Source organism: Thalassobaculum sp., assembly GCF_965223715.1.
Lineage (GTDB): Bacteria > Pseudomonadota > Alphaproteobacteria > Thalassobaculales > Thalassobaculaceae > Thalassobaculum.
On sequence record NZ_OZ245012.1, the window covers coordinates 3,189,024 to 3,200,807 of the forward strand.

Here is an 11,784-nt window from a genome sequence, read left to right on the forward strand (position 1 = left end):
GACTTGATCCGGGATCAGGCCGCGGAACGAAGAACCGTCTCGGACATTCAGGCCGCCGCCCGCTCCCCGGCGGCGGCCCGGCCGAGGATCATGTCGGCGGCCTTCTCGGCGATCATCATGGTCGGCGCGTTCGTATTCCCGCCGATCAGCCGCGGCATGATCGACGCGTCCACCACCCGCAGGCCGTCCACCCCGTGCACCTTCAGCTCGGCATCGACCACCGCGTCCGGGTCGCTGCCCATGCGGCAGGTGCCGACCGGGTGGTAGATCGTCTCCGAGATCCGCCGCACATAGGCATCGATCTGGTCATCCGTCGTCGCCGACGGGCCGGGGTTCAGCTCCTCGCCGCGCCAGCGGTCGAAGGCCGACTGCGCCACCCAGTCCCGCGCCATCCGCAGCCCGTCGCGGAACACCCTTCGATCGTTCTCGGTGGCGTAGTAATTGGCAAAGATCCGGATCTTCGCCGCCGGATCGGCCGAGGCCAGTTCCAGATGCCCCCGGCTCTCCGGGCGGAGCTGGCACATGCGGATGGTGAAGCCGTCCTGGTCCATCCGGTCCTTCCACAGGTGCCAGAGCCAGGGCAGCCGCACCCGCTTGGCGCCGAGGCCGATCAGCATGTGCCACTGCATGTCCGGCATCTCCAGCTCGGGCCGGGTCTTCACGAAGGCCCCGCCCTCCGCCGGGAAGGTCGCCGCCGGGCCGGTGCGGAACAGCGCCGCCTGGGCCATCGCCAACGCCGCCCGGTCGAGCCGGATCAGGCTGTGCAGGGTCACCGGCTCCGGGCAGGCATACTGCAGCGGGATGTCCAGGTGGTCCTGCAGGTTGCGCCCCACCCCGGGCAGGTCGTGCAGCGGGGCCACACCGTGCTGCTTCAGGTGATCGGCCGGGCCGATGCCCGACAGCATGAGCACCTGGGGCGAGTTCAGCGCCCCGCCGGACAGGATCACCTCGCGCCGGGCATGCACCCGCTCAAGCGACCCTCCTTTGGTGTATTCCACCCCGGTTGCGCGCCCGCCTTCCAGCACCACCCGCTGGGTCAGGGCCGAGGTCTCCACCGTCAGGTTCGAGCGGCCGAGCGCCGGGCGCAGGTAGCACACCGCCGCACTGGCACGGCGGCCGTTATGGATGGTGAAGTCGTAGCGGCAGACCCCTTCCTGCTCCGGGCCGTTGCAGTCATCGATTCGGGTCATGCCGGCCTGCACCCCGGCGGCGACGAAGGCGTCGTAGAGCGGGTTGTCGCCGCGCCCGCGCTGCACCTTGAGCGGGCCGGAGGTGCCATGCAAGGCGTCGGCCCTTCGGTCCACATGGCCTTCGGAGCGCTTGAAATAGGGCAGCACGTCGTCCCAGGCCCAGCCCCGGTTGCCGAGTTGCGCCCAGGTGTCGTAGTCGCGCGGATGGCCGCGGACATAGATCATCGAGTTGATGGAGGACGACCCGCCCAGCACCTTGCCGCGCGGCCAGTAGAGCCGGCGGTTGTCCAGATGCGGCTCCGGCTCGGTCCAGTAGCCCCAGCTATGCATGGAGGAGCGCACCAGCTTGCCGGTGCCGAGCGGGATATGGATCAGCGGGTTCCAGTCCTTGCCGCCGGCTTCCAGCAGGAGCACCGAGACGTCCGGATCCGCACTCAGCCGGTTGGCGAGCACGCAGCCCGCCGAGCCGGCACCAACGATGATGTAATCGACCTCGCGCATGCCGGGAGTGTGGCGCGGGGCAAAAGCGGGCGCCAGAGGGAAAGGTGAGGAGCGATCGTCCTCTGGTCTCGCAGGTGCGGCATCGATAGGATCGCCCCTCGCAGTCCTTTCTCGACCACAGACGGATCCCCTCATGACTGACACCGACGCCCCCGAGTCCCTTGAGGAGCTGGTCGGCTTCAACGCCACGCTGGGCTTCCGGCTGATCGAATGGACGCCCGACCACGCCGTCATGGAGCTCGACATACAGGAGCACCACCTGAACCGCTCCGGCGTGCTGCATGGCGGGGTGATGGCGACCTTGATCGACGCGGTCTGCGGCTATTGCGGCGTGTGGCGCCCGGCGGGGGAGCCGCCGGCCAAGGCGCTGACCCTGACGCTGACCACCAACTTCATGGGCCAGAGCCGCGAGGGCACCGTGCGGGCGCGGGCGGTGCGCAAGGGCGGCGGACGCAAGATCTTCTTCGCCTGGGGCGAGGTCACCGATGCCGAGGGCAACGTGCTGGCCATGGGCGAAGGCTCCTACCGTATCCGCAGCAGCGACCCCTACAGCAAGGCGTAGCTGGCCTTACGGGATCCGCTCGTCGATCTCGTCCGGGTGCCCGGCCTCGTCGTCATAGCCGTGGCGGCTGGAATAGAACACCAGCGCCATCAGCCCGGCGGTCAGCGCGAAGGTGAACAGAGCGCCCAGGCCCAGGGCGATATAGCCGTGCACGCTCATCGCCGGCCCGCCGGACGTCTCCCAGCTCCAGACCAGGAACACGGCGAGCCCGGCGACCAGGATGCCGGCGAGCGAAATGACGGTCAGGGTGACACGCATGGGAACCTCCACCCGGTAAGATGGGCCCGCGCTCCGGCGAGCGCCAGCTTTGCAGGCCACACGAGTTCGTGCACAAATAAGCCTCCCCGCGCCGGGACACTTCGGAACCAGGAGGATGCCATGGCCACCGCCCTCACCGCCGACCAGATCGAGGCCTTCAACCGGGACGGCTTTCTCGTCGTCGAGAACGCGGTCACGCCGGAGCAACTCGCCGCCCTGAAGGCCGATCTCGCCGGCTGGGTCGAGGAGAGCCGGGCCCATGACGAGCCGTTCGGGCCGGAAACAGTGGACGGCCGCGCCCGCTTCGACATGGGGGCCGAGCATACCGCCGAGCACCCCGCCCTGCGCCGGGTCAACAACCCGTCGGACATCTCGCCGGCCTATCTCGACGTCATGACCAACGCCCGCACCGTCGACATGATCGCCGACCTGATCGGCCCGGACGTGAAGTTCCATCACTGCAAGATCAACGTGAAGCTGCCCGGCACCAAGACCGAGGTCGGCTATCACCAGGATTTCGCCTTCACCCCCCATACCAATGACGACGTGATCACCGCCCTGCTGATGCTGGACGACGTGACCGAGGAGAACGGCTGCCTGATGGTGGTGCCGGGCACTCATAAGGGCCCGATGCACACCCTGTTCGAGAACGGGATCTTCGTCGGCAAGATGCGACCGGAGACCGAGGCGGAGATGAAGGCCAGACAAGTGGCGGTCACCGGCCCGGCCGGCTCCGTCTGCCTGATGCACACCCGCCTCGCCCACGGCTCCGCCGCCAATGCCTCCAAGCGCCCGCGCGGCCTCTACATCTGCGTCTACACCGCCGCCGACGCGGTGCCGATCGCCCGCAACCCGATGGCCAACCCGAACGAGGGCAAGATCGTGCGCGGCAAGGAAAGCACGGTGGCGCGGATGATCCCGATCGAGGTGGAACTGCCGAAGCAGCCGAAATCGGCATCTTTCTTCACGGTCCAGGGTCAGGAGTCGCGCCGCGCCCAGGCCTGAGCGCCCACCCGGAACGCCGCCTGCCATGTCCGTCGCCACCCGCCGGCTGGGCCGAACCGGCTGGACCGTATCCGAACTCGGCCTCTTCTGTACCGAGCCCTGGTCCGGTCGCTGGATGGACGAGGACTCGGCCGTCGCGCTCATCCGGCAGGCGGTGAAGCTCGGCATCACCGGCTTCCATACCGGCCCCGCCTGCGACGCCGCCCGCGCCCAGGACAGGCTCGCAAAGGCGCTCCGCACCCTCGGCCCGGAGCGCGATACCCTGCTGATCTCCACCAATGTCGGCACCGTCCGGCTCGGCCGCAGCCATGTCGCCCGCGACTTCTCGCCGGACACGGTCGAGCAGCAGGTCGCCGACAGTCTGGACCGGCTCGGCCTGGACCGGCTGCCCCTGGTCTGTCTCGACCGCCCGGAGAGCGCCTATCTCAGCGACGACCTGCTGGACACGCTCGCCGCCCTGAAGGGCGAAGGGGCGGCCGACCTGATCGGGGTGGCGGGGACCCCGCAGCAGATCACCGCCGGCCTGGTCGCCGCCCGCGGCACCGGGCTGATCGACGTGATCATGCCGACCTACAGCCCGGCCGAGCAGGACAGCGAGGCGGTGATCGAGCGCGCCGCCCAGGACGGGCTCGGGGTGATCGCCACCGGGACGCTGGCCCGCATGAGCTTCGCCCCGCTGGACTCCGACTGGTCGCTGCCCCGCACCTGGTGGCAGGCCAGACGGCGGCTGGCCGACCGGCTGGTGGCGGGTCACCGGGTCGGCCGGGCGCAGCGCTGCCGGTTTCTCACCGCGGTGAAGGGCTGGAATGCCGCCCAGGCCTGTCTCGGCTTCGTGCTGTCCCATCCGGACGTGCACAGCGCCGTCTTCGCCACCGCCGACATCCGGCACCTGCACGAGAACGCGGCGGCCAGCGGCCGTGTCTTGCCGACCGAGGTGATCCGCCGCATCGTTGCCGCCCACCGCTGACCGCCCCGGCCCGCCCGTCTCACCGAGGAACCCGCCCATGACCTGGTCCATCGTCGCCCGCGACCCGTCGAGCGGGCAGCTCGGCATCGCCATCTCCTCCCGCGTGATCGCCGTCGGCGCGCTCTGCCCGATGTTCCGCGACGGGGTCGGGGCGCTGTCCTCCCAGTCCTATACCAGCCCGGTCGCCGGCGAGCGGCTGCTCGACGCCCTGGCGACCGGCAGCGAGGGCGATGCGGCGATCCGGCACGCGCTGTCCGGGGATGAGGGGCATATGTGGCGGCAGCTCCACGGGGTGACCGCCGCCGGCCGGCCCTTCGCCCATACCGGGGAAAGCTGCATCGCGTGGTGCGGACACTGGACGGGCGAGGCGGTGTCGATCGCCGGCAACATGCTGGCCGGACCGCAGGTGCTGGACGCGACGGTGGCGGCCTGGAAAGACGGCGGCTCCCTTCCCTTCGCCGGCCGGCTGCTGGCGGCGCTGGAGGCGGGCCAGGCGGCCGGCGGCGACAAGCGTGGCCGGCAGTCGGCGGCCCTGATCGTGCGCGGCGGCGAGATCCATGCGGCGGTCGACCTGCGGGTCGACGAGCACCCCGACCCGGTGGCCGAGCTGCGCCGGATCTTCGACCTGTTCTGGACGGAGCGCCGCCCCTACATGGCCACCCTGCCGACCCGCGCGAACCCCAGCGGCATCTACGACCCCGACGAGCGGGAGGCCTTCATTGCGGCGTGGAAGGCGCGCGAAGGGACCCAGTGACATCCCCGACCGTCAACCCCGGAGCAGACCGTCCCGGACTGAATCCGGGATTGATCCGGGTCCGTGCCGGGACCCATAGGGCGGAAACACATCCCTGGCCCTTCCATGGTCCGGGCATGCGCGATCCGATCCAGCCTTGCGTCTACATCCTCGCCTCCCGGCGCAACGGGACGCTCTACACCGGCGTGACCGCAGATTTGGTTCGCCGCGTCGCCTTGCATCGCGCGGCGACCGCTGGGTTCTGCGCCCAGTACGGCGTGCACCGGTTGGTCTATTTCGAACTCCACGGGCGGATGGAGGACGCGATCCTTCGGGAGAAGCGGGTGAAGCGCTGGCGACGGGCCTGGAAGCTGGCGTTGATCGAGGGGGTCAATCCGGACTGGGCGGACCTATACGACCCGCTGTGCGCAGGGGCGTTGGACCTGTCCCGGTTCGCCGCGCCGCCGATCCGAGGGGACCGAGGGACGGCCCTGGGTCCCGGGCAGCCCCCGGTTCAAGCCCGGGGTCTCCCGGGATGACGGGTCAGTTGTTGAAAGAAACTCCACCCCGTCATCCCGGACGAGACCGGACTTGATCCGGGCTCGGACCGGGACCCAGAAGAGTTCGGCTAGGACGCGCGACCGGGCCGGCGGCACAAAAAAAGAGGACGGCCGTCTCCGACCGTCCTCCTTCCGTAACGAGCCGTCGACCCGAGCGGCCGTCCTACTCCGCCGCCTCGATCGCCACGTCGCCGTTCGCCGCGGTCTCGCCGTCGATGACCAGCGCGCCGTCCTTGGCCGACACGATCACCACGTCGCCGTCCTTGATCCGGCCCTCCAGGATCCGGTTCGCCAGCGGGTTCTGCAGCGAGCGCTGGATCACCCGCTTCAGCGGCCGGGCGCCGTAGACCGGGTCGTAGCCGGTCTCCGCCAGCCAGGCGAGCGCCGAGTCGTCCAGGGCCAGCTTGATGTCGCGGTCGGCGAGCATCTTGCGCAGACGGCCGAGCTGGATGTCGACGATGCCCTTCATGCTCTCCCGCGCCAGGCGGGTGAACAGCAGCACCTCGTCGATCCGGTTCAGGAATTCCGGCCGGAACGACGCCCGCACCACCTCCATCACCTGCTCGCGCACCGAGTCCACCGTCGCCCCGTCCGGCATCGCCGCCAGACGGTCGGCACCCAGATTGGAAGTCATGATGATCATGGTGTTGCGGAAGTCGACCGTGCGGCCCTGACCGTCGGTCAGGCGGCCGTCATCCAGCACCTGCAGCAGGACGTTGAACACGTCCGGATGCGCCTTCTCGACCTCGTCGAACAGCACGACCTGATAGGGCCGGCGCCGCACCGCCTCGGTCAGGGTGCCGCCCTCCTCGTAGCCGACATAGCCCGGAGGGGCGCCGATCAGACGGGCGACGGCGTGCTTCTCCATGAACTCCGACATGTCGAGCCGCACCATGGCGTGCTCGTCGTCGAACAGGAATTCCGCCAGTGCCTTGGTCAGCTCGGTCTTGCCGACGCCGGTCGGGCCCAGGAACAGGAACGAGCCGATCGGCCGGTTCGGGTCCTGCAGCCCGGCGCGCGCCCGGCGCACCGCGTTGGCGACCGCCGTGATGGCCTCGTCCTGGCCGACCACCCGCTTGTGCAGGTTGCTTTCCATGGCCAGCAGCTTGTCGCGCTCGCCCTCAAGCATCTTGTCGACCGGAATGCCGGTCCAGCGCGACACCACCGAGGCGATGTCGTTGTCCGACACCTCCTCCTTCAGCATCCGCTTGGAGGAGGCGTCCTCGGCCTGGGCCAGAGTCTGTTCCAGCTGCGGAATGACCGAGTAGGTGAGCTCGCCGGCCTTGGTCAGGTCGCCGGCGCGCTTGGCCACTTCCAGGTCCTGGCGGGCCGCGTCCAGCTTCTCCTTCACCTTCTGGGCGCCGGTCAGCATCTCCTTCTCGCCCTGCCAGCGCGCGGTCAGCTCGGCCGAGCGCTCCTCCAGGTCGACAAGCTCCTCCTCCAGAACCTCGAGCCGGTCCTTGCTGGCCTTGTCGTCCTCCTTCTTCAGGGCCTCGCGCTCGATCTTGAGCTGGATGATCTTGCGGTCCAGCTCGTCGATCTGCTCGGGCTTGCTGTCGACCTCCATGCGCCGCCGACTCGCCGCCTCGTCCACCAGGTCGATCGCCTTGTCCGGCAGGAACCGGTCGGTGATGTAGCGGTTGGACAGGTTGGCCGCCGCCACCAAAGCGCTGTCGGTGATCCGCACCCCGTGGTGCAGCTCGTACTTCTCCTTCAGGCCGCGCAGGATCGACACGGTCTCCACCACGCCGGGCTCGGCCACCATGACCGGCTGGAACCGCCGGGCCAGGGCCGCGTCCTTCTCGATATGCTTGCGGTACTCGTCGAGGGTCGTCGCCCCGACGCAGTGCAGCTCGCCGCGCGCCAGGGCCGGCTTCAGCATGTTGGAGGCGTCCATCGAGCCCTCGGCCGCACCGGCCCCCACCAGGGTGTGCAGCTCGTCGATGAACAGGATGACCTCGCCGTCGGTGTTGCCGAGCTCGTTCAGCACCGCCTTCAGCCGCTCCTCGAACTCGCCGCGGAACTTCGCCCCGGCGATCAGCGCGCCCAGATCGAGGACCAGCAGCTTGCGGTTCTTCAGCCCCTCCGGCACGTCGCCGTTGACGATGCGCTGGGCCAGGCCCTCGACGATGGCGGTCTTGCCGACGCCGGGCTCGCCGATCAGCACCGGATTGTTCTTGGTGCGGCGGGACAGGACCTGAATGGTGCGGCGGATCTCCTCGTCGCGGCCGATCACCGGGTCGATCTTGCCGTCGCGCGCCGCCTCGGTGAGGTCGCGGGTGTACTTCTTGAGCGCGTCGAAATTGCCTTCCGCGTTGGCGCTGTCGGCGGTGCGGCCCTTGCGCATGTCCTGGATCGCCTTCTCCAGGTTCTGCGGCGACAGGCCGGTCTCGGTCAGCGCCTTGGAGGCATCGGTCCCGGCGGCCAGCGCGATGGACAGCAGCAGCCGCTCGACGGTGACGTACTGGTCGCCCGCCTTCTTCGCCACCTCCTCGGACTGGGTCAGGATCTTCGCCAGTTCCGGCGACATGTAGACCTGGCCGGCACCGCCGCCTTCGACCTGGGGCATCTTGTTCAGGATCTCATCGGCCCGGGCGAGCGCCGCCTTGGGGTCGCCGCCGGCGCGCTGAATCAGCGTCGCCGCCAGCCCTTCGGAATCCTCGATGAACACCTTGAGCAGGTGAGCGGGCATCAGCCGCTGGTGACCGCGGCCGAGCGCCAGGGTCTGCGCCGCCTGCAGGAAGCCCTTGCAGCGGTCGGAAAGCTTCTCGAAATTCATGTCCCAATCTCCACGAGTACCGCGTTTCGCCAGTACGACCGCCGACGCCCCATCAGGCGACCTCGACGGCCTGGTCCGATCCAGGAGAAGAGTACTCCCGATCGGCATTTCAAGGCGGCCCAATCAGGCACCGCCCGTCCTCGGATCAGAGATGGGTGTTGCACTGCGGCAACACAAGGGAGCGGCCGGCCGATATCGGCCCCACGCCCGCGTTGACAGCGGCTCCGCACGGGCGTTCTGTCGAGGGATGAACGCGCGCGTCACATCGATCCACCGCTATCCGGTGAAAGGCCTGTCCCCGGAGACGCTCGATGCCGTCGAGCTGGAGGCGGACCGGCTGATCCCGTTCGACCGCCGCTTCGCCATCGCCCATGGCTCGGCCCCGGTCGACCCGGCCGCCCCGGAATGGCATTCCAAGGCGCATTTCCTGCAGGTCATGAGCGTGCCGAAGCTGGCCGCCCTGGAGACCGTGTTCGACGACGCCACCGCCACCCTGGAGATCCGCCGCAACGGCCGGCAGATCGCCCGGGGCGAGCTGACGACGCGGACCGGCTGCACGGTGATCGAGCAGTTCTTCGCCGCCTATGCCAAGAACGACCTGCGCGGGGCGCCGAAGGTGGTCGATCTGGGAAGGCGCGGCTACACGGATGTGGACGCCCCCTTCCTGTCGATCATCAATCTCGCCTCGGTCCGCGACCTGGAGCGGGTGGTGGGCAAGCCGGTCGACCCGATGCGGTTCCGCGGCAACCTGCTGGTGGACGGGCTGGAGCCCTGGGCGGAGATGGACTGGGTCGGCAAGACCCTGACGATCGGCGGGGCGACCGTCCTGGTGGAGGAGATCACCGGCCGTTGTGCCGCGACCAACGCCAACCCGGCGACCGGTCAGCGCGACCTCACCATCCCCCACGACCTGCAGCGCGGCTTCGGCCATATCCAGTGCGGAATCTACGTCCGCGTCACCGAGGCCGGCCGGGTGGCGGCGGGGGATGCGCTGAGCCTGGGGTGAGGGAGCGCGGTCCGGCGTCAGCGGCTTGGTCCTGACTTGCGTCAGCGGCTTGGTCCTGACTTGCGTCAGGACGACGGCATATTTCTTGATGCCCCCTCCCCGTCATCCTGACGCAAGTCAGGATCAAGCCACGAACGCTGGAAACCCCAGGTGATCCCAGCGCACGGAGCTGCGGTCCCGCCCCGAGTCCGGGTGAAGCCTGGTCCCGGCCGGGAGGGCGGCGAAACCAAACACCGGCCCGGAAAGAAGAAGGCCCGGTCGCGGGACCGGGCCTTTCTTGTTCGGTAGGGGAGACGGTCAGCTCGCCGCGGCGGCGCCGTCGTCGTCGGAATTGGCAGCCTGGTCGGCGCTGGCGGTGCGGCGGCGGCGGCGCGGACGCGGCTGCTCCTCCTCCCCGGAGGCCTCGGACGCCGGAGCGGACGGCGCATCGGCTTCCTTGCTGCTGGCGACGCGGAGGGTGCGGCGGATGCCGTCCTCCTCGACCGCCGGGGCGCCCTCATCGGCGCTGGCGGCAGCCCGGCGCGGACGGCCGCGCGGACGGCGCGCCGGAGCGGCCTCCTCCTCGGCCTGGGGCTGGGCCTGGGCCGGCTCGGCAGTCGCCTCGTCGCTGCGGCTGTCGTGACGCTCGGCCGCGGACGGCTGGTCGTCGGACGCCCGGCGCTCGCCACGGCGGTCGTCGCGCTGGTCGCCGGAGCGGTTGCCGCCCTGGTTACCGTCGTTGGACCGGTTGCCGTCATGGGAGCGGTTGCCCCCCTGATTGCCGCCGTTGTTGCCGCCGCCATGGCCGCTATTGCCGCCGGCGCGGTAGTCGTCGCCGTCGTCATCGTCGTCGTTCCAGTCGCGCGGGCCGCCGTTCGGCTGCTGACCCTGGCCGCGATTCTGCCGATCGGCATCGTTCTCGGCGAAGGCGCTGACGATCCGGTAGTAGTGATCGGCGTGCTGGAAGTAGCTCTCCGCGAGCACCCGGTCGCCGGACGCGGTCGCGTCCCGGCCAAGCGCCAGATACTTCTCGTAGACCTGATTGGCGTTGCCGCGGATGCGGACGTCGGGCCCGTTGCTGTCGAAGGTCTGGTTGCGGTTCGGCGTGTTCGGGCGGCGATTACCCCGTCCGCGACCACGCTTCTGGTGTGGGCCTTGTCTCATGCCAACCACATTTCCTGTTGTTTCGAAGCGGACCCCGTGTCCGGTTCGCAGGCCACATTTGAAACAGATCGGCCGGTGGCCCCTCGGGCACCGGGCGGACCGCGCTCTGCGATCACCATGTTTGAATGTGGCTTCGGCCCTGGGCCAAATGAGCCCCTCGCCTGAACCGCACACTATCGTGCTTCCCCATGAATTCCAAGCCGTTTTCCGACTGCTAGGGGGCCACCGAACGGGTGTCATTCCATTTCAGAACCAGTGTTCTGTCGATGCCGGCGAGATCGGCCTTCCGACCGGTTTCGGCCAGTCCCGCGTCGGCCATGATCGCGGCAACCGCGTCGCCCTGGCCGATCCCCAGCTCGAGAATCGCCACGCCCTCCTTCGCGAGGGTGCGGGACAGCACGGGCGCCAGCGCGCGATAGGCGTCCAGCCCGTCGGCACCGGCCGCCAGCGCCCCGATCGGGTCGTGGTCGCGCACCTCCTCGGCCAGGGTCGGCACGTCGGCCTCGGCGATATAGGGCGGATTGGAGAGGATCAGGTCGAACCGGCCGTCATCCGGCAGCCCGTCCCAGTCCTGGCAGCGGATCTCCGCCCGGTCGGCGAGGCCCGTCGTCTCGGCGTTGCGCCGAGCCACCTCGGCCGCCGCCGGCGAGCGGTCGATGCCGAGGCCGGTAGCGTCCGGAAATTCCGACAATGCCGCGAGCAGCAGGCAGCCGGTGCCTGTCCCGAGATCGAGCACGCGCCTCGGTGGCGCGCGACCGGCAAAGGCGTCCAGGGCCGCCTCGATCAGGGTCTCGCTGTCCGGGCGCGGGTCCAGCGTGTCGGCCGTCACCGCCAGATCCAGGGTCCAGAAGGCGCGCCGGCCGATGATCTTGCTGACCGGCTCGCGGGCGATCCGGCGGGCCACCAGGGAGCGGAACCGCGCCAGCGCCTCGTCGTCGAGCGGCGCCTCCTCATGCGGCCAGACCGCACGGCCCAGCACATGGCCGAGCAAAAGCCGGGCGTCGAGCCTCCCGCCCTCGATCCCGGCACGGGCGAGCTCGGTCGCCGCCGCCTTCAACGCGTCGCGGATACCGGTCACCG

11 protein-coding genes are annotated in these 11,784 nt (G+C 69.6%); 6 read left to right on the top strand and 5 right to left on the bottom strand.

What is annotated here, in order from left to right; genetic code table 11:
* Positions 1-47 precede the first annotated feature (47 nt).
* Entirely contained in the window at positions 48-1,691 is a 1,644-nt protein-coding gene (locus ACOQOP_RS14685) for a GMC family oxidoreductase (protein ID WP_420562552.1), read from the bottom strand.
* 133 nt (positions 1,692-1,824) lie between these two features.
* Between ACOQOP_RS14685 and ACOQOP_RS14690 the strand changes: the two genes are divergently transcribed.
* Positions 1,825-2,253, top strand: coding sequence for a PaaI family thioesterase (locus ACOQOP_RS14690; RefSeq protein WP_420562553.1), 429 nt, complete (start codon positions 1,825-1,827; stop codon positions 2,251-2,253).
* A gap of 6 nt (positions 2,254-2,259) precedes the next feature.
* On the opposite strand, the gene ACOQOP_RS14695 is transcribed toward ACOQOP_RS14690, so the two are convergent.
* Positions 2,260-2,511, bottom strand: coding sequence for a hypothetical protein (locus ACOQOP_RS14695; protein ID WP_420562554.1), 252 nt, complete (start codon positions 2,509-2,511; stop codon positions 2,260-2,262).
* A gap of 120 nt (positions 2,512-2,631) precedes the next feature.
* Between ACOQOP_RS14695 and ACOQOP_RS14700 the strand changes: the two genes are divergently transcribed.
* The 4 genes from ACOQOP_RS14700 (at position 2,632) to ACOQOP_RS14715 (ending at position 5,755) form a co-directional block, all read left to right on the top strand.
* A complete protein-coding gene (locus ACOQOP_RS14700; protein WP_420562555.1) occupies positions 2,632-3,516 on the top strand; it encodes a phytanoyl-CoA dioxygenase family protein in 885 nt (294 codons plus the stop codon).
* 25 nt (positions 3,517-3,541) lie between these two features.
* Positions 3,542-4,483: an aldo/keto reductase gene (locus tag ACOQOP_RS14705; protein ID WP_420562556.1), complete on the top strand. Its 942-nt coding sequence runs from the start codon at positions 3,542-3,544 to the stop codon at positions 4,481-4,483.
* Between the two features lie 37 nt (positions 4,484-4,520).
* Positions 4,521-5,237, top strand: a complete 717-nt coding sequence (locus ACOQOP_RS14710) for a DUF1028 domain-containing protein (RefSeq protein ID WP_420562557.1) — start codon at positions 4,521-4,523, stop codon at positions 5,235-5,237.
* Between the two features lie 116 nt (positions 5,238-5,353).
* The gene (locus tag ACOQOP_RS14715; protein WP_420562558.1) at positions 5,354-5,755 is read left to right on the top strand and encodes a GIY-YIG nuclease family protein; all 402 of its coding nucleotides are present in this window, start codon (positions 5,354-5,356) and stop codon (positions 5,753-5,755) included.
* Between the two features lie 184 nt (positions 5,756-5,939).
* Here the strand turns inward: ACOQOP_RS14715 and clpB are convergent, their stop codons facing one another.
* On the bottom strand, positions 5,940-8,555 hold the full coding sequence (gene clpB, locus ACOQOP_RS14720; protein ID WP_420562559.1) for an ATP-dependent chaperone ClpB: 2,616 nt from the start codon (positions 8,553-8,555) through the stop codon (positions 5,940-5,942).
* Positions 8,556-8,802: 247 nt separating this feature from the next.
* Between clpB and ACOQOP_RS14725 the strand changes: the two genes are divergently transcribed.
* Positions 8,803-9,561, top strand: a complete 759-nt coding sequence (locus ACOQOP_RS14725) for an MOSC domain-containing protein (RefSeq protein WP_420562560.1) — start codon at positions 8,803-8,805, stop codon at positions 9,559-9,561.
* 297 nt (positions 9,562-9,858) lie between these two features.
* Here the strand turns inward: ACOQOP_RS14725 and ACOQOP_RS14730 are convergent, their stop codons facing one another.
* Together ACOQOP_RS14730 and prmC are read right to left on the bottom strand one after the other, a co-directional pair.
* Entirely contained in the window at positions 9,859-10,704 is an 846-nt protein-coding gene (locus ACOQOP_RS14730; protein WP_420562561.1) for a DUF4167 domain-containing protein, read from the bottom strand.
* A 214-nt stretch (positions 10,705-10,918) separates the two neighbouring features.
* Complete coding sequence (gene prmC, locus ACOQOP_RS14735) at positions 10,919-11,782, bottom strand: peptide chain release factor N(5)-glutamine methyltransferase (protein WP_420562562.1); 864 nt, start codon at positions 11,780-11,782, stop codon at positions 10,919-10,921.
* Positions 11,783-11,784 lie beyond the last annotated feature (2 nt).

Bases quoted from the DNA above. Each gene is read 5' to 3' on its own strand.
- ACOQOP_RS14705 (WP_420562556.1), top strand. From the start codon at position 3,542: ATGTCCGTCGCCACCCGCCGGCTGGGCCGAACCGGCTGGACCGTATCC.
- ACOQOP_RS14730 (WP_420562561.1), bottom strand. From the start codon at position 10,704: ATGAGACAAGGCCCACACCAGAAGCGTGGTCGCGGACGGGGTAATCGC.
- ACOQOP_RS14725 (WP_420562560.1), top strand. From the start codon at position 8,803: ATGAACGCGCGCGTCACATCGATCCACCGCTATCCGGTGAAAGGCCTG.
- ACOQOP_RS14690 (WP_420562553.1), top strand. From the start codon at position 1,825: ATGACTGACACCGACGCCCCCGAGTCCCTTGAGGAGCTGGTCGGCTTC.
- ACOQOP_RS14685 (WP_420562552.1), bottom strand. From the start codon at position 1,691: ATGCGCGAGGTCGATTACATCATCGTTGGTGCCGGCTCGGCGGGCTGC.
- ACOQOP_RS14695 (WP_420562554.1), bottom strand. From the start codon at position 2,511: ATGCGTGTCACCCTGACCGTCATTTCGCTCGCCGGCATCCTGGTCGCC.
- clpB (WP_420562559.1), bottom strand. From the start codon at position 8,555: ATGAATTTCGAGAAGCTTTCCGACCGCTGCAAGGGCTTCCTGCAGGCG.
- ACOQOP_RS14715 (WP_420562558.1), top strand. From the start codon at position 5,354: ATGCGCGATCCGATCCAGCCTTGCGTCTACATCCTCGCCTCCCGGCGC.
- ACOQOP_RS14710 (WP_420562557.1), top strand. From the start codon at position 4,521: ATGACCTGGTCCATCGTCGCCCGCGACCCGTCGAGCGGGCAGCTCGGC.
- ACOQOP_RS14700 (WP_420562555.1), top strand. From the start codon at position 2,632: ATGGCCACCGCCCTCACCGCCGACCAGATCGAGGCCTTCAACCGGGAC.